Source organism: Kitasatospora sp. NPDC036755 (assembly GCF_040636595.1).
GTDB lineage: Bacteria > Actinomycetota > Actinomycetes > Streptomycetales > Streptomycetaceae > Kitasatospora.
On sequence record NZ_JBEZUT010000016.1, the window covers coordinates 32,333 to 49,554 of the forward strand.

The following is a 17,222-nucleotide window of genomic DNA, read 5'->3' on the forward strand; positions in this document are numbered from 1 at the left end:
GGTCCGCACCAGGTCCGCGCCGGGTCCGCGCCGGCTCCGCACCAGGTCCGCACCAGGTCCGCACCGGGTCCGCGCCGGGCGGACGAACGGCGACGCGAAACAGCGCGCGGCGACGCGAAACGGCCGGGGCGCCGGCCACCGAGGGGATTCGGTGGCCGGCGCCCCGGCCGTCACGGCGTCGGAACGCTCAGAGCTTCTGCCAGGCCGGCTTGGCCGCGTAGGTGTCGCGGAAGTAGTCGGCGAGCTTGAGGCGCGAGGCGGCCGCCTCGTCCACCACCACGGTGGCGTGCGGGTGCAGCTGGAGCGCGGAGGCGGGGACGACCGCGGACAGCGGGCCCTCGACGGCGAGCGCGACGGCCTCGGCCTTGGCCTCGCCGGTGGCCAGCAGGACCAGGTGGCGGGCCTCCAGGATGGTGCCGATGCCCTGGGTGATGACGTGGTGCGGGACCTGGTCGATGCTGTCGAAGAAGCGGGCGTTGTCCTCGCGGGTCTGCCGGGTCAGGGTCTTGATCCGGGTCCGGGAGGACAGCGAGGAGCAGGGCTCGTTGAAGCCGATGTGGCCGTCCGTGCCGATGCCGAGCAGCTGGAGGTCGACGCCGCCGGCCTCGGCCAGCGCGCGGTCGTAGGCGACGGCCGCGGCGGCGATGTCGGAGGCGTTGCCGTCCGGGCCGAGGAAGGAGTCCTCGGTCAGGCCGAGCGGCTCCACGACCTCGCGCAGCACCACCGAGCGGTAGGACTCCGGGTGGCCGGCGGGCAGGCCGACGTACTCGTCCAGCTGACAGATCCGGGCCTCGGCGGCGTTCAGCCGGCCGTCGCGGACCCGCTCGCTCAGGGCCTGGTAGATCGGCAGCGGGGTCGAGCCGGTCGCCACGCCGAGCAGGGCGTCGGGCTTGTCGGTCAGCAGATCGGTGATCGCCGCGGCGATGAGTTCGCCGGCCGCACGGGCGTCAGGGACGATCACGATTTCCATACTGGGTCCACCGTTCTGAGGCGAGGCTGAGGTCTAGACCTCCGAGGTCTAGACCAGTTTGCCGTGAAGGGGTGCCCCAGGTCCACCCGGGTCCGGTCCCGGGTGATCTTCCGCCTCCCGCCTCTTCTGCCTGGTGGGACCGGTCGGATCCGTGCGGTGAACGCTCGGGCCCGACCGGTGAACGGCCGGGGCCGGCCGTCGGGACTGGATGTCCCGGCGGCCGGCCCCGGCGCTCCGTGCCGACTGCCGCTTCCGCGCCCCGCCCCCGGACCGTCCGGACGGCTGCCCGGTCGTACGGACGGTGTGGGGGTGGCGGGGGCGCTGCCTCGGCGGCTGTGCGGTCAGAACGGGTTGGTACAGGTGGTGACCTGCTTGGTGACGTCCAGCGCCGGGCCGGCCGTCGCGCAGATCATCCGGGGGGCGGTCGCGGTCACCCGCGGGGTGGTCGCCGTGGCGGAGCCGAACCGGACGGTGGTCGCGGTGGCGACCGCCTCCCAGGGGCTGCCCCAGGCGGCCTGGGTCCGGACCTCGACCCGGACCATCGTCAACTGGCCCGGGTCGGCGCTGACCTGGGCCACGCCCACGATGCCCCGGCCGTCGGCCTGGTGCGAGATGCAGGGCTGGTTGAGCACCGTGGCGCAGACCGCCGCGTCCGTCCCGGACGTCGCGGTGGCGGCTATGGCCGGAGCCGCCGTCAGACCCGCGATCCCTACCGCCGCCACCGCCACAGCTGCAATCCGAGCGCGCATGATGCGAACCTCCTTGGAAAGTAAGGGAATCTCACTCCTTGAGATGAGTCTTGCACACAACGTGGACGCCAGGTGTGTGCGTTGCGTCACACTCATGGTGACGGTTCAACTACATCCTGCAACCATTCGGCGTCCGTTCAGCGCACGGACAACTTCCGCCCCGACGGATGATCGGTTCGAGTCCCGGAGCAGCTTCGGCAACATGTCGACAAAGCGCTTCAGTGCCCTCGTGGCTACGGTGAGTGACTGTCGAAATGGGATGAGTTATGCCACATCCCTACGAATCCCGGCGCGGGCACCCGGGTGACGGGCCTCCGGTCTGGGATCCTCGGCGGCATGATCACGAAGCTCCGAGCCACTGCCACGCAATGGACCGTCGTCGTACCGGTGGTGTCGTTCCTCGTCCTCGCCCTGACCTGGCACAAGGATCTGCCCGGCTGGGTGGTGGCGGTGGTCGCCTGCTTCCTGGTGGGCGCCGTCCTGTCCGCCGTGCACCACGCCGAGGTCATCGCGCACTGGTCGGGGGAGCCCTTCGGATCACTGGTCCTCGCCGTGGCGGTGACCGTGATCGAGGTCGCGCTGATCGTGACGCTGATGGCCGACGGCGGGGACAAGTCCTCCACCCTGGCCCGCGACACCGTCTTCGCCGCCGTGATGATCACCTGCAACGGAATCCTCGGACTGTCCATCCTGGTCGCCGCGGTCAAGTACCGGACCGCCGTCTTCAACGCCGAGGGCACCGGCGCCGCGCTCGCCTGCATCGCCACCCTCGCGACCCTCAGCCTCGTCCTGCCGACCTTCACCACCAGCTCGCCCGGCCCGCAGTTCTCGACCACCCAGCTGACCTTCGCCGCCATCGCCTCGCTGGTGGTCTACGGGCTGTTCGTGGCCACCCAGACCGTCCGGCACCGGGACTACTTCCTGCCCGTCACCCCCGAGGGCCGGGTGCTGGACGAGGAGGAGCACGCCTCCCCGCCCACCCTGCGGGCCGCCGGAATCAGCCTGCTGCTGCTCGCCGTCGCCCTGGTGGCGGTGGTGGGCCTGGCCAAGGGCGTGTCGCCGACCATCGAGAAGGCGGTGGACGACGCCGGGCTCCCGCACGCCGTGGTCGGCGTGGTGATCGCCATGATGGTGCTGCTGCCGGAGACCATCGCGGCGCTGCGTTCCGCCATCCGCAACCGGGTGCAGACCAGCCTCAACCTCGCCCTCGGCTCGGCGCTCGCCAGCATCGGCCTGACCATCCCGGCGGTCGCGATCGCCTCCAGCTGGCTCTCCGGCCCGCTCGTCCTCGGCCTCGACCCGGCGCACATGGTGCTGCTCACCCTGACGATCGTGCTGCTCACCCTCACGGTCATCCCGCGCCGGGCCACCCCGCTGCAGGGCGCGGTGCACCTGGCGGTGCTGGCGGGGTACGTGGTGCTCGCGTTGAACCCGTGAGGCGCCGCCGCCCGTAGTCCCCGATGGAAGCCCCTGGCCCGCTCCCCCGTGCGGCCAGGGGTTTCCGTCGTTCCCGGGGCCGGGCCGGGGCGGTGGCCCCGGCGGGGAATCCGGATGGTCCCCCCGGTGGTGAACCCCGGGGGAGGCGACGGCCGTGGAGACGGATGAGGGCCCCGGTCCGCCCCCGTGGCCGGGGTCCTCGTCGATTCCGCCGCGTTCTCCCGATGAACCCCCGCCGGTGAACCCTCGGCGGTGAAGCCCCGCCGGTGAACCTTCGGCGGACCGCCCGGCGTGGAACGAGGGGGAGCCCCTGGCCCCGTCGTGGTCGCGGGGCCAGGGGCTCGGTGGCGCCGCGGCTGGGCCGTGGTGCGCCGCCCGGCAGCCCGCGCGGCGCCGGTGCCGGCCCGGAGCGGGGCGCCCGTGCCGCCGCCCGTACCGCCGTCCGGGATCGCGGCGGGTGCGTCGGCCCCCGTCGGGCCCGGCCGGTGCCGCTCCCGGCCGCGCGGTCAATTCCGGGCCCGGGTCCCGAGGGTGAACCCGGACGGCCGGGGTGGCCGATATTGGCCGGTCCGGGGCGGCGGCCTGCGTGTCGGGGCGGCGGGCGGGCACCGGTGTTCTCTATCGTCCGTCCGGAACCGACCAGTCCGATGATTCCGCTGCGTGCACAGCCGATGCGACCCGTGGGAGAGTGCGATGCCCGGCCCAGAGCAGACCGTCCGGCCCGAGGAGACCGTCAGGGGCGAGGAGGCCGCCCAGGCCGGGGAGAGCGCCGACGTCATCGTGGTCGGCGCCGGACCGGCCGGCTCCACCGCCGCCGCCCACCTCGCCAGGACCGGACTGGACGTCCTGCTGCTGGAGAAGTCCGCCTTCCCGCGCGAGAAGGTCTGCGGGGACGGCCTCACCCCGCGCGCCGTCAAGCAGTTGACCGACCTCGGCATCGACGTCTCCGAGGAGGCCGGCTGGCTGCACAACCGGGGCCTGCGGCTGATCGCCGGGCGCCGTTCGATCGAGTTCGACTGGCCCGAGCTCTCCGCCTACCCCGGGTACGGACTGGTCCGGCGCCGCGCGGACTTCGACGAACTGCTCGCCCGCAAGGCCGCCTCGGCCGGCGCCAGGGTGATCGAACGCGCCAATGTGACGGGCCCGTTGCTGGACGAGCGGACCGGCCGGATCACCGGCGTCACCGCCAGGCTGGGCGAGGAGCGCAGGCCGGTGGTCCACCGGGCCCCGGTGGTGGTCGCCGCCGACGGCAACTCCACCCGGCTGTCGGTCGCGATGCGGCGGTACCGCCGCACCGACCGCGCGATGGGTGTCGCCTACCGGACGTACTTCACCACCCCCCGGCACGAGGACCGCTACCTGGAGGCCTGGCTCGACCTGCGCGACCCCGGCGACCCGGCCCGGCGCCTGCTGCCGGGCTACGCCTGGGTGTTCGGCATGGGCGACGGCACCGCCAACGTCGGCCTCGGGGTCCTCGACACCGCCAGGACCGAGGTGGACTGGCGGGAACTGCTGCGCCGCTGGTGCGACGGACTGCCCCCGGAGTACGGCTACAGCCCCGACGCGGTCACCGAGCCGATCCGCGGCGCCGCCCTGCCGATGGGCCTCAACCGCCAACCCCACTACGCCGACGGCCTGTTGCTGATCGGGGACGCGGGCGGCACGGTCAGCCCGGGCACCGGCGAGGGCATCGCCTACGCGATGGAGTCCGGCCGCATGGCCGCCGAGACCATCGTCCAGGCCCTCGCCCGCCGTACCGACCGCGGCCGCGAACTCGCCCTGCGGGCCTACCCGCAGACGCTGCGCTCCACCTACGCGGGGTACTTCGCGCTCGGCCGTCTGGCCGCCGACCTGCTGGGCCGCCGGAAGCTGCTCGGTGCGGCCGGGGCCGCCGGCCTCGGGCACCCGGCGCTGCTGAAGGTGGCGTTCCGGCTGATGGTCAACCTGACCGAGCCGAACTCCAAGGACGCCCTCGACCGTCTGCTCTACCTGCTCGGGCGGGTGGCCCCGGGGCGCTGACCCGGCGGCGCCGGACCGCTCATCCTCGCGGACGGGCGGTCCCGGCGTCCCGGCTTCGGTCGAATCCGCGGAGTCGAACGGGCAGAAGTTCGGATCATGTTGACGAATGATCAGCTGATCCGATTCTCTGGTGTCGGACCAGCCACGGAGGGTGAGCGCAACGCCCTCTCCGTGGCTCCTTCTTTCGACCGCTGACCGTTCGACGGAGACACCGTGCGCCTTCGCCTTCGCCTGCTCGTCGCGCCGCTCGCCGCGGCCGCCGCCCTCACCGCCCTGAGCGCCCCCACCGCCGTCGCGGCCCCCGCGGCGACCCCCTCCGACCAGTGCTCCGCCGCCTTCCGGCACGACGACGCCCGTCTCGGCCCCGCCGACCTCCCGAGCACCGGCCCCGTCGGCCGCCAGCTCGCCGGCTACCAGCGCACCGGCGGCGCCGGCGAGCAGGACTTCCTGGCCCAGTACTACGACCCGGCCGGCAACGGCGGCAAGGGCGGTTGGATATACCCGCCGGCCGACGGCTACGTGACCCTGCCCGACGGCAGCCCGATCGAGTTCGAGCTCACGCTCCACCCGAACCAGAACATCGACCGCTACGGCAGCGAGTACGGCGCCTACCTCGCCCCCGAGGGCCTGCCCTACGCCAGCCGCGCGCTCCCGCCGCAGAGCCTGGACGGCAACCCGCCGGCCGCCTGCAACTACCACGACTACAAGGTGGTCAAGGCCTTCACGGTGCACGCCGGGCCGATCGCGCCCTGGTTCAACCAGCCCGGCTGGGGCCTCCAGTACCAGCTCGACGGCGCCCTGCTGCCCGGCGGCCCGGCGAAGCTGAACGTGCTCTGGCTGGTCGAGAACGGCTACCTGGCCCGGGTCTGACCACGCCCCGCGCGCACCGACCGGCGGTCTCCGGCGGCCCGTCGTGACCGACGCACGCCGGTCGCCGGTCGCCGGTCGCCTGATGTCGGCGGCGGCCCGGGCGCCGGAAAATCGCTGGCGGCCCCGGGGCCGGGGGACTAGGAAGACGGGATGACCATCAGTGATCCCACGACCGACCGGCGCGTCTTCCACCGCACCGTCCTCGACCTCGGCGACGCCCTGCTGCGCCCGTTCGGACCCGACCTCGACGTGCCCGGCGGCATCGTGCCCGCCCTGGTGGCCGCCGCGGCGGATCCGGCGGTCGCCCGCTGGTCCCCGCTCAAGGCCTCCGGTCCGGTGGACTCCGCCGCCGCCGAGGCCTACCTGGAGCGCTGCGACTCCGGGTGGACCGACGGCACGGCGGCCCCCTTCGCCGTGATCGACGCCGCCACCGGCCGCCTGTCCGGCAACGCCTACCTGGGCTGGACCAACCGCGACGACGGCGTGGCGATGGTCGGCTACTGGCTGCTCGCCTCCGCCCGCGGCCGGGGCCTGGCCACCCGCGCCGCCACCGCCGTCACCCGCTGGGCGGTGGAGCACGCGGACGCCCGCAGGATCGAGCTCTACCACGCCGTCGGCAACGAGGACTCCTGCCGGGTCGCGCTGAGGGCCGGCTTCCCGTACGAGGGCACCCTGCGCGGCTCCTACAGCTACGTCGGGGGCGTCTACGTGGACGAGCACCTGCACGCCCGGCTGGCCTCCGACCCGTTCGCGGACTGAGCGGGCCGAGCTGATCGATCGGGCCGAGCTGATCGATCGGGCCGATCGGGCTGAGGGGCCCGGGGCCCGCCCGGCAGGCGCGGCCCCCGGCCCGCGGGGCGGGTCAGCCCCGGACGGCCGTGCCCTGCGCGCCGAACGCGCGGCCGGCGGCCTCGGCGAACAGCTCCTCCTGCATGGCGGTCAGCCTGCGGACCAGCAGGACGGCCAGGACCGCGCCGGCCACCTCCGTCACGGCGGCGGCGATCAGCCAGCCGACGGCCTGCTGGTAGCTGTCCGGGTACCGCGCCGAGTTCAGGAACCTGCTGCCGAGGCGGTCGAGCGCGTTGGACAGCAGGAAGGCGGCCCACCAGAGGTTGATCAGGATCTGCGGGGCCGGCAGGCGCACCCCGGAGGCGTCCGGCCGGGTGCTGGCCTGCCAGATGTCGCCCGCGATCTGCCGGGGGAACCAGAGGGCGACCACGGGGGTGACCCAGCCGCCGATCGCCCAGCCGCGCCGGAACCGGTGCCCGTGCGGGTCGAAGGCCTCGGCGTTCACCCGGACCCGGTGGAACCAGGTGACGAAGGCGGCCGCCGTCGCGATCAGCGTCACCAGCTGGAGCACGCTGATGGAGTCGTAGAGGTGGGCCGTGTCCATCAACGAGGACTGGTCGACCAGCTCGGTGTCCTCGGCGATGTCGCCGACCTGTCCGTACAGGCGGAAGGCGGTGCCGAGCGAGGCCAGGGCCTCGGCGCCGCTCACGGCGAGCAGGACGGTGGCGGCGACGGCGCTGGTTCTCGGCGAGCGGTAGACGGCGGGGGAGGGCATCGGGGACGGGCTCCTGAACTGGGTCGGATGGACATGATCGATGTGACGGAGCGCCACCCTAGGGCCAGGAAGATGTGTACGACCAGCACATTTTCTCCGTAACCCTTGCCGGCCCCCACGAACCGCGTCCACGAGCCGCGTCCACGGGCCCCACCCCGGCCGGGCGCCGGGCCGGGGCCGCGCGCCGGATCGACGGTGTGCGAGCCGGGCTGCGGCGCCGCCGTCGAGCACCGACCGCCGTGGCCCCGGCACACCCGGCCTCCGGGCCCCGCCCCGGCCCGCGCACGCACGCACCCGCGCACCGCCGTCCGCGGGCTGGGCGCTCGGCGGGAGAGCGACCTAACCTGGAAGGGAGCGTTCGGTGCCTCGCCCGCGAACGGAAGCGGTGGTCATGACGGTGGTCTCGGCGGCTCTCTTCGGTTCCGACTGGTGGCAGCCCGCGCTGCCCGGCGGTGCCGAGTTGCTGCGCGAGTGCGCCGCCCGGGGATGGACGGTCGTGCTGACCGGCCCCGGGCCGGCCGGCGCTCCGGCGCTGGTCGTCGCCGAACCCGGGGGCGACCCGGTGCGGGCCGCGCTGGACCTGGTCGACGGCAGGCCCTCGCACGCCGTGGCCGTGGCCGGGAGCGTGCGCGAGGTACGGGCGGCGCGGCGGTCCGGAGTGCCCTGCGTCGCCCTGGCGGCCGGCCGGGACACCGGCCCGCAGCTGCGGGCGGCGGGCGCGGCCGAGGTCCACCGCGACGCCGCCGCCCTGTTGGGCGTCCTGGACGACAGCCTGCTCGCCCGCCCGCGGGCGTTCGGGCCCGTCGGCGCGGCGACAGGCGGCGCCCGGAACGGTTAGCGCGAGCCCGTACCGGGCAACCGCCCGGGTGCGAGCACGTCACCCGAAGTGTCGGAGGTGACCGAGATGGACGGACCCGCGTTGAGCGGATGGGAGCGGCGGCTCCTCGAGGAGATCGAGTCCGATCTGCGCCAGGACACACGGCTCGACCGGAAGCTGAGCACCATGGGTGCCAAGCCGCCCGGACGCGTCCGGGGCGTGCTCCGCGGTGTCGGGCGCCGGCTCACGGCGGGAGTGGTGCTGACCGCCCTGGTGATGACGGCGATCTGCCTCGGCGTGGGCGTACGGACCCCGGCCACCGCGGTGCTGGTCGCGCTCGGCGTCGTCTGGGCGGCCACGGTGGCGGCCGCGGTCGCCGCGTCCGAGCTGCTGCGCCGTCGTCGCACGGCCCGCGGCGGCATCGAAGCGGTGGACCCGGCGGAGGCCCGGGAGCACCGGGAGCGCCGCGAACGGCGGCCCTGGGACCGTCCGGAGGCATGAGGCGATGACCACCGACCTGTGGGAGAACCGCCCGGGCTCCCATCCCGCCGCCGACCTCAGCCTGGTCGGGTACGAGGTGCACGCCACCGACGGCCCGGTCGGCCGGGTCGAACAGGACGCCGGCGACCACCTGTTGGTCGACGCCCAGCCCTGGGTGCCGGGTGCCCGGGTGCTCGTCCCGGCCGGGCTGGTCGCCCGGCTCGACCACCTCGACCGCGCCGTCCACCTCGACTGCCCGCGCGCCAGGCTGAGTTCCGCCCCGCCGCCGGCCGTCGTCGACCTGACCGCCCCGCACCCGCGCTGAGCCGACCCGCCATGCCCTGGCCGTCCACCACGCTCACCGGCCGGACGATCGCCTTCCTGGTCGCGCCGTACGGGGCCGAGCAGGTCGAACTGACCGACCCCTGGCAGGCCGTCGCCGAGTCCGGCGGAACCCCGCGGCTGCTCTCCACCGAGCCGGGCCGCGTCCAGGCCGTCCGCCACCGCGCCGCGGGCGACACCTTCGCCGTGGACGCGGTGGTCGCCGACGCCGACCCGGCGGACTACGACGGGCTGGTCCTCCCCGGCGGCGTCGCCAACCCCGACCGGCTGCGGGTGGACCGCCCGGCGGTCGCCTTCGTGCACGCCTGCTGCGCCGCCGGCCGCCCGGTCGCGGCGATCTGCCACGCGGCCTGGACGCTCATCGAGGCCGACGCTGTCCGCGGCCGCACCCTCACCTCCTGGCCGAGCCTGCGCACCGACCTGGTCAACGCGGGCGCGCACTGGGTGGACGAGCCGGTCCACGTCTGCCACGACGGCCCCGGCCCCCTCGTCACCAGCCGGAAGCCCGGCGACCTGCCGCTGTTCGACGACGCCTTCGTGACCGAGTTCGCCCACTCGACGGCGAAACGGCGCAGGTGAGCGGCGGGCCGACGCGGCGCCCGGCTCCGGGCCGGGGCGTCGGCGGGGGAGCGCACGGCGGGCCGGGGCGGCGTTCGGTTCCGGCCGTCAGTCGCCCCGGAGGCGGACGAAGGTGGCGACGGGCGGGCGGCCGGTGAGGGTGAGTTCGGCGCGGAGCGGGGACGTCAGCGGGTGGACCTGGCCGTGGTCGGGGTCGGTGGCGGGCGGGCCGAGCAGCGGGCGGGCGATCTCGGCGACCTCGCGGGACTGGACCGGGGTGAGCCGCGGGGTGGTCAGGAACACCCGGCCGTCGTCGAGCCGGAGCACCAGCGCGTGGGGGTGGGCGGCCGGGCCGGTGACGGCGCGGACGGTGGCGTCGAGGGTGTCGCCGCGCCGGTACTTGACCCAGACCCGGCCCGCGCCGCCGGCTCGGTAGGGAGCGGCGGCGGCCTTGCAGACCAGGCCCTCCACCCCGGTGTCGGCCAGCCGCTCCATCCACTCCAGCGCCTCCGCCCGGTCTGTGGTGGCCATGACCGGCTGGATCGGCGGCGGGACGTCGGCCAGGGCGGCGAGCAGCAGCCGACGACGGTCGGTGAGCGGCAGCCGGCGGACGTCCCGGCCGGGCAGCGCCAGCAGGTCGAAGGCGATCAGCCCGAGTGCCACCTCGGGGGCGGCGGCCCGGGCCCGGCGGGTGCGCAGCAGCTCGCCGAAGGCGAACCGGCCGCCGCGCCAGGCGACCAGCTCGGCGTCCAGCACCAGCCCCTCCGGCAGCCGGGCGACGGCGGCGGCGATCGGCGGGAACTCGGGGGCGAGGTCGCGCCCGCTGCGGGACTGGAGGTACGCGGGCTCCCCGCCCCGGGCGAAGGCGACGCAGCGGAAGCCGTCCAGCTTCAGCTCGTACTGCACGCCCCCGCCGCCCAGGCCGTCGGCGGGCGGGACGGCGGTCACGGCGGCCGGGCGCATCACCTCGACGGGCGGGTGCAGCACCTGGCGTGCGCGTTCCGGAGCCCGGCGGGCCCGGCCCGGCTCGGTCGGCGGCCGCGGCCCGCCCGCTGACGGCGCACCGGGCAGCGGCCGGGCCCGCTCCCGCTCCAGCAGCGGGGCGAGCAGGTCGCCGTGCGCCGCCAGCCGGTCGGGCACCTCGGCGAGGGTGAAGACCAGGTCCCGCTCGTCGGCGGCCCGTTCCAACTCCGCCCAGGCCAGCGGGGTGGAGACGGTCGGCCGCGGCCGGGCCCGCAGGGTGTACGGCGCGGCGGTGGTCTTCTTGGCGTTGTTCTGCGACCAGTCGACCAGTACCCGGCCCCGGCGGCGGGCCTTGGCCATGGTGTGCACCACCAGCTCCGGGTGCTCGGCCTCCAGGGCGGCCGCCAGGGCCTTCGCGTAGGCGGAGACCCGGGCGCTCGGCGTGGGCTCGATCGGGACCAGCAGGTGCAGGCCCTTGGATCCGGAGGTCTTCACCCAGGCGGCCAGGCCGTCCGCGGCCAGCCGCTCGCGCAGCAGCAGCGCCACCGTGCGGCAGGTGAGCACGTCGGCGCCCTCGCCGGGGTCGAGGTCCAGCACCAGCCGGTCGGCGAGGGCGGGGGCGGCCGCGTGCCACTGCGGGACGTGCAGTTCCAGGCAGCCCAGGTTGGCGACCGCCAGCAGTGCCGCGCCGTCCTCCAGCACCACCTGGCGCAGCTCCCCGGTGTTGCTCGGCACCTCGACCGTGCGCACCCAGTCCGGGGTGCCGGGCGGCGGGTTCTTGGCGACGAACACCTCCGCCTCGACGCCGTCCGGGCAGCGCAGGAAGGAGACCGGGCGGTCGCGCAGGTGCGGGAGCAGCACGGTGTGCACGGCGGCGTAGTAGCGCAGCACCTCGCCCTTGGGGGTGCCGGTGCGCGGGTAGTAGACCTTGTCGAGGTGGGAGAGGGCGAGGGTGCGCCCGTCCACCGTCATCTGCGGCACGGTCGGCCTCCGAAGTGTCCGAGGCGTCCGAGGCTTCCGGGGAGTCCGCCGGTCTCCCGGGTGTCCGGCGGTCTCCCGGGTGTCCGGTCTCCGGGGCCTCCGGCGGGGTGGCCCCGCAGCCAAGTCTGCCCCGGCCGGGCGGCCTCCGCCCTCCACTGTGCGGCCGCACCCGCGGTCCCGGCCTTCCGGGCCGGGCCGGGGTCGCGGGCGGGGGCGGGGCTGCTTATGGTGAGGGCGCGGTCACACCGCTCCCGCTCCGACGGCGGGAGCCCGGGAGCACCGCCGGGGGGACGTGGGGGGACCAGCGGGGGGAACCACCGACGAAGGAGTCCCCGTGACCACTGCCCGAGACATCATGCACACCGGCGCCCAGTGCATCGGCGCCCACCAGACGTTGGCCGAGGCCGCGCGGATGATGCGCGACAAGAACGTGGGCGCGCTGCCGATCTGCGGCGACGACCAGAAGCTCAAGGGCATCATCACCGACCGCGACATCGTGCTGCGATGTATCGCGGAGGGCAAGGACCCGGCCACCATGACGGCCATGGAACTCGGCGGCCACCTGCACTGCGTGCGCGCCGAGGACAGCATGGAGGCGGTGCTGCGCAAGATGGAGCAGCACCAGATCCGGCGCATCCCGGTGATCGACGGGGACCGGCTGGTGGGCATGATCAGCGAGGCCGACCTGGCGATGGGCCACCGTGACGGCCAGCGGCTGACGGACCAGCAGATCATCGAGTTCATGGACAGCGTCTACATGAAGCACTGACCGGCCGGCGCCCCGCGTGCCCGTGCCCCGCCCCTCGTTCCGCCGGCCGGCCGGTCCCTCCGTACCGGCCGGGCCGTTCGAGCCGTACGGGCGGGGCACCGGTGCGTCCCAGCGGGTGGATCGTCCTTTCCCGCGGGCCGGGGCGGGGGCAGACTGACGCCCATGGGAAAGCAGTACGAATCCATCGACGGCCGGCTGCGCGCCTTCATCGAGAGCCAGCCGGTCTACTTCGTGGCCACCGCCCCGCTGGCCGCCGACGGGCACGTGAACCTCTCACCCAAGGGCCGCGCCGGGACGCTCGTGGTGATCGACGAACTCACCCTCGCCTACCTGGACTTCGGCGGCTCGCAGGCCGAGACCGTCGCCCACCTGCGGGAGAACGGCCGGATCACGCTGATGTGGTGCGCCTTCGAGGGCCCGCCGACCGTGGTGCGGGTGCACGGGCGCGGTGAGCCGGTCTTCCGGGACGATCCGCGCTTCGCGGAACTGCTCGGCCGCTTCGAGCCGTCCGCCGACGGCTCCGGTCTGCGGGCGATCGTGCTCGTCCGGGCCGAGCGGGTGAGTGACTCCTGCGGGTACGCGGTGCCCTTCATGGACTACCGGGCCGACCGCGACCTGCACGCCCGGTACTTCGACCGCAAGGACGAGGAGGAGTTCGGCGCCTACTGCGAACGCAAGCCGCTGGTCGGCACCAGCATCGACGGCCTGCCGGCCGTCCCGCTGCCGCTCCCGCCACGGCCGGGTCCGCGCGGGTGAGGTCCGCGACCGGGGCCGTGGGTGACGCACCGGGGCTGCCGGGTGATGCGGTGAGGCTGCCGGGAGACACGACGAGGCCGCCGCGCCCCGGGACGGGGTGCGGCGGCCTCGGTGCGTGCGCGCTCGGTGCGGGCGGTCCTTACTTGCTCAGACCGGCCTTGACGGAGCAGATCGGCCAGGCGCCCGGGCCCTGGGCCGCCAGGACCTTCTCGCCGATGGCGATCTGCTGGTCCTTGGTGGCCTGGTGGGCCTGCGGGGCGTAGGAGGTGCCACCGAAGGCCGCCCAGGTGCTCTGGGTGAACTGCAGGCCGCCGTAGAAGCCGTTGCCGGAGTTGATGGCCCAGTTGCCGGTCGCCTCGCAGGCGGCGACCTTGTCCCAGACCGAAGCCGGCGCGGCGGAGGCGCTGGTGGCCGTGACGAGGCCGGCCACCGGGAGGGCGGTGAGCGCCCCGGCCATCAGAGCCATCCGGACGCGGTTGCGGCGCTTCGGGGTGGCAGTGGTGGTGGCAGCGGCGGTCTCGTTACGGAAGGTCATGGAGTTCCTTTCGGAGGGGTCTGCGAGCGCGCGGAACCAGGCCCTCGGAAGGCCGTCGGTTTCGGGGACACGTCACTCGCGTGGTCCTGCACCGTTCTGCTCGGGGGCGGTGGGCCGCCCGGCCGGAGCCGATCGCTCGGTGCAACGAGTTCGAAGTTACGGGGGTGGTCGTGGCGGTTTCAAGGATTCGAAGGTTTAGCCATGTCAGAGGGCTGTTACCGGGGGTAAAGATCAAGGAATTATGGCGATTTCGACCGATTTGCCCCCATTTCCAAGATCGAATCAGCCCCGGAAGTGGCCCGCGCCACTCCGAACCGGCCCCCGAACCGCTGTGAGGCCGCCCACACGGTCGACAGCGCGTGACGACCACCCAGCCGCCGGTGCCGATTCCGCCGCCTCGGCCGACCCTCCGGGTGGCCCGCGCCACAGGCCTCACCCGGAGTACCCCCTGCCGTCACTCCCGGTGTCGGACGGGCATAGCCTCACCCCCATGAGCAACGAGAGCGATGCAGCGGACACGGCGGATCCGGGAGAGGTGGACGCCGGTACGGGAGGGGCGGCCGCGGCCGGTGTGCCGATCGGCGCCCCGGGTCACGAGGCCGCGACCGCGCCCGCGGGCTTCGAGCTGGGCACCGACGGCCCCGGCGTGATCCTGGCCGGCCTGGACGGCTCCGACTCCTCCTGGCGCGCCACCGCCTACGCCGCCGGACTGGCCCGACGGCAGGGCGCCGTCCTCGCCGTGGCCTACATCCAGCCGATCCTCGGCGCCGCGACCGCCCTCGCCGGGGCCGCGGTCGAGGAGACCACCCAGGAGATCGCCGAGGAACTGCTGGCCGCGCTGCGCGAGGCCGAGCACCGGGTGCGCGAGGTGTGGAAGGTGGAGTGGCGGTTCCTGACCATGCGCGGCGACCCGTACACCGGCCTGGCCAAGCTCGCGGACGAACTGCGCGCCGACGCCGTCGTGGTCGGCGTCTCCGAGCAGGCCGGGCACAAGGTGATCGGCTCGGTGGCGGTCCGGCTGGTCAAGGCGGGCCGCTGGCCGGTCACCGTCGTGCCGTAGGGAACGGTCGCGGTGCCGCCGGAGGGGGGCCGGGCGGGCGCCCGCGAAGTGCCGGGCCGGCGGCCGGTAGGGTGCGTGACCATGACGGACACGCGGGGCACGCACCCCTCCGAGCCCGCCCACCCGACCGGTAACGACCTGTACCTGGACCTCCCCGTCACCGGAGGCCGGCGCGCCGCACTGATGGCGGCCCTGCGCGAGGCGATCCGCAGCGGCAGACTCGCCCCCGGCACCCGGCTGCCGCCCTACCGCGCCCTCGCCGCCGACCTCGGCCTGGCCCGCAACACCGCCGCCGAGGCCTACGCCGAACTCGTCGCCGAGGGCTGGCTCACCGCCCGCCAGGGCTCCGGCACCGCCGTCGCCGAACGCGCCGAACCCGCCCCCCGCGCCCGGGCCCGCAGGCCCTCCCGCCGCCCCGGCCCCACCCACGACCTGCGCCAGGGCCGGCCCGACGCCTCCTCCTTCCCCCGTACCGCCTGGCTCGCCGCCGCCCGCAGGGCCCTCACCGCCGCCCCCAACGAGGCCTTCGGGCCCGGCGACCCCCAGGGGCGCCGCGAACTGCGCACCGTCCTCGCCGACTACCTCGCCCGCGTCCGGGGCGTGCGCACCGACCCCGACCGGATCGTGGTCTGCTCCGGCTTCGCCCACGCGCTGCGGCTGCTCTTCGACGGCGCCGCGCCCGTCCTGCCGCCCGCCGAGTACGGCCCGCTGGCCGTCGAGGCGTACGGGCTGGGCTTCCACCGCGGACTGCTGGCCGCCTCGGGCGTCCCCGTCGTGCCGCTGCCGATCGACGAACAGGGCGCCCGGGCCAGCGAGTTGGCCCGGCACCCGGACGTCCGGACGGCCCTGCTCACGCCCGCCCACCAGTTCCCCACCGGCGGTCCGCTGCACCCCGGCCGTCGCGCCGCCGTCGTCGACTGGGCGCGCGGGCGCGGCGGGCTGGTCCTGGAGGACGACTACGACGGGGAGTTCCGCTACGACCGCCAGCCGGTCGGCGCCCTCCAGGGGCTCGACCCCGAGCGGGTGGTCTACCTCGGCAGCGCCAGCAAGAGCCTGACCCCCGCGCTGCGGCTCGGCTGGATGGTGCTGCCCGACCACCTCGTGGACCGGGCGCTCGCCGCCAAGGGCGAACGCGAGGGCTGGGCCAGCGCCCTCGACCAGCTGACCCTCGCCGAGTTCATCGACTCCGGCGGCTACGACCGGCACGTGCGCCGGATGCGCCGACGCTACCGGGACCGCCGTGACCAACTGGTCGACGCCCTCGCGGCCCGCGCCCCGCACGTCGAGGTGTCCGGCATCGCGGCCGGCCTGCACGCGGTGCTGCGCCTGGAGCCGGGCACCGAGCGCTCGGTGCTCAAGGCCGCCGCCTACCGGGGCCTGGCCGTCGAGGGGCTCGCCGACTACCGGCACCCGGCGATCGGCGAGGAGGCGATGCCCGCCGTCGACGGCCTGGTGGTCGGCTACGCCACGCCGCCGGACCACGCCTACCCGGCGGCGCTCGGCGCGCTCTGCGACATCCTGCCGCCGTGCGGCTGAGACGGCCGGGGTGCGGCGGCCGGGGGAGAGCGGCGGCGAAGCATAGGCCCCCGGACGCGCCCGCGGGGGCGGAACGCGAGCGGCGGGTGCGCGCCGTCCGCTCGCCGCTCCTGCGTCGGTACGGATCGGGGCAGAGGAGCGCAACCCCGGCGGAACCGGCGCCTACGCTCCTTGGTCATGCGCAGAACACACCTGAGTCGCGCCGCGCTGGCCGCATGCCCAGCCCTTGTCCTCGGCCTGCTCCTCTCCGCGGCCCCCGCCGCCAGGGCCGACAGCCAACTGCCGCTCACGGTCGCCTCCGACAAGCAGACGACCGTCCGGGGTGGTGAGTTCACGCTCACCCTGACGCTCACCAACCCGTACGACACCCCGATCCAGTTCGTCTACCAGAGCGTCCAGGAGACCTACGCCACCAGCCTGGTGCCCGGGCTCAAGTTCACCGCGACCGCCTGCGGCACCCAGACCAACGGGTGCAGTGACAACGTCCACGGCGGCATCGCCCGCTACAACGTGCCGCTCGCCCCCGGCGCCAGCAGCGCCTTCACGGTGACGTACACCGTCGCCCCGGACTCGGCCTGCGGCCCCGACACCCGGATCGACTTCTACTCCTACCTGTACTACGAGTACAAGGCCGGTGAGGCCAACAACTCGGGCATCGTCGGCATCCCCGGCACCCAGGTCGCCTGCGCCTGACCGGCCGGCACCGCCGCCGCGATCGGCGGACCGCGCGGACGCGCGAACCTCCCCGGTGCGGAACACGAGGAGCTGGCGGCCTGGCTGGAGGCGGGCACGGTGGACGCCGCCGTCCTGGTGGAC

18 protein-coding genes and 1 pseudogene are annotated in these 17,222 nt (G+C 74.9%); 13 read left to right on the top strand and 6 right to left on the bottom strand.

Annotated features, from left to right (window positions below; translation table 11 throughout):
• Positions 1–187: 187 nt before the first annotated feature.
• Positions 188–970: a glucosamine-6-phosphate deaminase gene (gene nagB / locus AB0E96_RS04340; protein ID WP_359818282.1), complete on the bottom strand. Its 783-nt coding sequence runs from the start codon at positions 968–970 to the stop codon at positions 188–190.
• Between the two features lie 341 nt (positions 971–1,311).
• Positions 1,312–1,719 (bottom strand): hypothetical protein, encoded by a 408-nt coding sequence (locus tag AB0E96_RS04345; RefSeq protein ID WP_359818284.1) that lies wholly within the window; start codon positions 1,717–1,719, stop codon positions 1,312–1,314.
• Positions 1,720–2,055: 336 nt separating this feature from the next.
• On the opposite strand from AB0E96_RS04345, the gene AB0E96_RS04350 reads away from it, so the two are divergent.
• From AB0E96_RS04350 to AB0E96_RS04365, 4 genes are all read left to right on the top strand, one after another.
• Complete coding sequence (locus tag AB0E96_RS04350; RefSeq protein WP_359818286.1) at positions 2,056–3,156, top strand: ionic transporter y4hA; 1,101 nt, start codon at positions 2,056–2,058, stop codon at positions 3,154–3,156.
• 693 nt (positions 3,157–3,849) lie between these two features.
• On the top strand, positions 3,850–5,175 hold the full coding sequence (locus AB0E96_RS04355; RefSeq protein WP_359818289.1) for a geranylgeranyl reductase family protein: 1,326 nt from the start codon (positions 3,850–3,852) through the stop codon (positions 5,173–5,175).
• 213 nt (positions 5,176–5,388) lie between these two features.
• Positions 5,389–6,045: a TNT domain-containing protein gene (locus AB0E96_RS04360; RefSeq protein WP_359818292.1), complete on the top strand. Its 657-nt coding sequence runs from the start codon at positions 5,389–5,391 to the stop codon at positions 6,043–6,045.
• A gap of 150 nt (positions 6,046–6,195) precedes the next feature.
• Positions 6,196–6,804, top strand: a complete 609-nt coding sequence (locus AB0E96_RS04365; RefSeq protein ID WP_359818294.1) for a GNAT family protein — start codon at positions 6,196–6,198, stop codon at positions 6,802–6,804.
• Positions 6,805–6,907: 103 nt separating this feature from the next.
• Here the strand turns inward: AB0E96_RS04365 and AB0E96_RS04370 are convergent, their stop codons facing one another.
• Positions 6,908–7,609, bottom strand: a complete 702-nt coding sequence (locus AB0E96_RS04370; RefSeq protein ID WP_359818297.1) for a DUF4328 domain-containing protein — start codon at positions 7,607–7,609, stop codon at positions 6,908–6,910.
• A gap of 361 nt (positions 7,610–7,970) precedes the next feature.
• On the opposite strand from AB0E96_RS04370, the gene AB0E96_RS04375 reads away from it, so the two are divergent.
• The 4 genes from AB0E96_RS04375 to AB0E96_RS04390 all read left to right on the top strand — a co-directional run bounded on the left by AB0E96_RS04375 (position 7,971) and on the right by AB0E96_RS04390 (position 9,827).
• A complete protein-coding gene (locus AB0E96_RS04375; RefSeq protein WP_359818298.1) occupies positions 7,971–8,447 on the top strand; it encodes a hypothetical protein in 477 nt (158 codons plus the stop codon).
• Positions 8,448–8,513: 66 nt separating this feature from the next.
• Positions 8,514–8,927 carry a hypothetical protein gene (locus AB0E96_RS04380; protein WP_359818301.1) on the top strand — a complete coding sequence of 138 codons (414 nt, stop codon included), beginning with the start codon at positions 8,514–8,516 and terminating at the stop codon, positions 8,925–8,927.
• A 4-nt stretch (positions 8,928–8,931) separates the two neighbouring features.
• A complete protein-coding gene (locus AB0E96_RS04385; RefSeq protein ID WP_359818304.1) occupies positions 8,932–9,231 on the top strand; it encodes a PRC-barrel domain containing protein in 300 nt (99 codons plus the stop codon).
• 11 nt (positions 9,232–9,242) lie between these two features.
• Positions 9,243–9,827, top strand: coding sequence for a DJ-1/PfpI family protein (locus AB0E96_RS04390; RefSeq protein ID WP_359818306.1), 585 nt, complete (start codon positions 9,243–9,245; stop codon positions 9,825–9,827).
• 87 nt (positions 9,828–9,914) lie between these two features.
• On the opposite strand, the gene AB0E96_RS04395 is transcribed toward AB0E96_RS04390, so the two are convergent.
• Positions 9,915–10,769, bottom strand: a complete 855-nt coding sequence (locus tag AB0E96_RS04395) for a DNA ligase (RefSeq protein ID WP_359818326.1) — start codon at positions 10,767–10,769, stop codon at positions 9,915–9,917.
• Positions 10,770–10,871: 102 nt separating this feature from the next.
• Positions 10,872–11,741: pseudogene (ligD, locus tag AB0E96_RS04400) on the bottom strand (non-homologous end-joining DNA ligase); the annotation flags it as partial.
• 343 nt (positions 11,742–12,084) lie between these two features.
• Here ligD and AB0E96_RS04405 point away from each other — a divergent pair.
• Positions 12,085–12,519: a CBS domain-containing protein gene (locus AB0E96_RS04405; RefSeq protein ID WP_359818309.1), complete on the top strand. Its 435-nt coding sequence runs from the start codon at positions 12,085–12,087 to the stop codon at positions 12,517–12,519.
• Between the two features lie 162 nt (positions 12,520–12,681).
• Positions 12,682–13,275: a pyridoxamine 5'-phosphate oxidase family protein gene (locus tag AB0E96_RS04410; protein ID WP_359818312.1), complete on the top strand. Its 594-nt coding sequence runs from the start codon at positions 12,682–12,684 to the stop codon at positions 13,273–13,275.
• Between the two features lie 139 nt (positions 13,276–13,414).
• Here AB0E96_RS04410 and AB0E96_RS04415 read toward each other — a convergent pair whose 3' ends face one another.
• Positions 13,415–13,810, bottom strand: a complete 396-nt coding sequence (locus tag AB0E96_RS04415) for a transglycosylase family protein (protein WP_359818315.1) — start codon at positions 13,808–13,810, stop codon at positions 13,415–13,417.
• A 490-nt stretch (positions 13,811–14,300) separates the two neighbouring features.
• On the opposite strand from AB0E96_RS04415, the gene AB0E96_RS04420 reads away from it, so the two are divergent.
• The 3 genes from AB0E96_RS04420 to AB0E96_RS04430 all read left to right on the top strand — a co-directional run bounded on the left by AB0E96_RS04420 (position 14,301) and on the right by AB0E96_RS04430 (position 17,099).
• Positions 14,301–14,870: a universal stress protein gene (locus AB0E96_RS04420; RefSeq protein WP_359818317.1), complete on the top strand. Its 570-nt coding sequence runs from the start codon at positions 14,301–14,303 to the stop codon at positions 14,868–14,870.
• An 81-nt stretch (positions 14,871–14,951) separates the two neighbouring features.
• On the top strand, positions 14,952–16,406 hold the full coding sequence (locus AB0E96_RS04425; RefSeq protein ID WP_359818319.1) for a PLP-dependent aminotransferase family protein: 1,455 nt from the start codon (positions 14,952–14,954) through the stop codon (positions 16,404–16,406).
• A 177-nt stretch (positions 16,407–16,583) separates the two neighbouring features.
• On the top strand, positions 16,584–17,099 hold the full coding sequence (locus AB0E96_RS04430; protein ID WP_359818321.1) for a hypothetical protein: 516 nt from the start codon (positions 16,584–16,586) through the stop codon (positions 17,097–17,099).
• The last annotated feature ends 123 nt before the right edge of the window (positions 17,100–17,222 follow it).

Bases quoted from the DNA above. Each gene is read 5' to 3' on its own strand.
- AB0E96_RS04380 (WP_359818301.1), top strand. From the start codon at position 8,514: ATGGACGGACCCGCGTTGAGCGGATGGGAGCGGCGGCTCCTCGAGGAG.
- AB0E96_RS04385 (WP_359818304.1), top strand. From the start codon at position 8,932: ATGACCACCGACCTGTGGGAGAACCGCCCGGGCTCCCATCCCGCCGCC.
- AB0E96_RS04415 (WP_359818315.1), bottom strand. From the start codon at position 13,810: ATGACCTTCCGTAACGAGACCGCCGCTGCCACCACCACTGCCACCCCG.
- AB0E96_RS04420 (WP_359818317.1), top strand. From the start codon at position 14,301: ATGAGCAACGAGAGCGATGCAGCGGACACGGCGGATCCGGGAGAGGTG.
- AB0E96_RS04370 (WP_359818297.1), bottom strand. From the start codon at position 7,609: ATGCCCTCCCCCGCCGTCTACCGCTCGCCGAGAACCAGCGCCGTCGCC.
- AB0E96_RS04425 (WP_359818319.1), top strand. From the start codon at position 14,952: ATGACGGACACGCGGGGCACGCACCCCTCCGAGCCCGCCCACCCGACC.
- AB0E96_RS04365 (WP_359818294.1), top strand. From the start codon at position 6,196: ATGACCATCAGTGATCCCACGACCGACCGGCGCGTCTTCCACCGCACC.
- AB0E96_RS04345 (WP_359818284.1), bottom strand. From the start codon at position 1,719: ATGCGCGCTCGGATTGCAGCTGTGGCGGTGGCGGCGGTAGGGATCGCG.
- AB0E96_RS04430 (WP_359818321.1), top strand. From the start codon at position 16,584: ATGCGCAGAACACACCTGAGTCGCGCCGCGCTGGCCGCATGCCCAGCC.
- AB0E96_RS04410 (WP_359818312.1), top strand. From the start codon at position 12,682: ATGGGAAAGCAGTACGAATCCATCGACGGCCGGCTGCGCGCCTTCATC.
- nagB (WP_359818282.1), bottom strand. From the start codon at position 970: ATGGAAATCGTGATCGTCCCTGACGCCCGTGCGGCCGGCGAACTCATC.
- AB0E96_RS04350 (WP_359818286.1), top strand. From the start codon at position 2,056: ATGATCACGAAGCTCCGAGCCACTGCCACGCAATGGACCGTCGTCGTA.
- AB0E96_RS04390 (WP_359818306.1), top strand. From the start codon at position 9,243: ATGCCCTGGCCGTCCACCACGCTCACCGGCCGGACGATCGCCTTCCTG.
- AB0E96_RS04395 (WP_359818326.1), bottom strand. From the start codon at position 10,769: ATGCGCCCGGCCGCCGTGACCGCCGTCCCGCCCGCCGACGGCCTGGGC.
- AB0E96_RS04355 (WP_359818289.1), top strand. From the start codon at position 3,850: ATGCCCGGCCCAGAGCAGACCGTCCGGCCCGAGGAGACCGTCAGGGGC.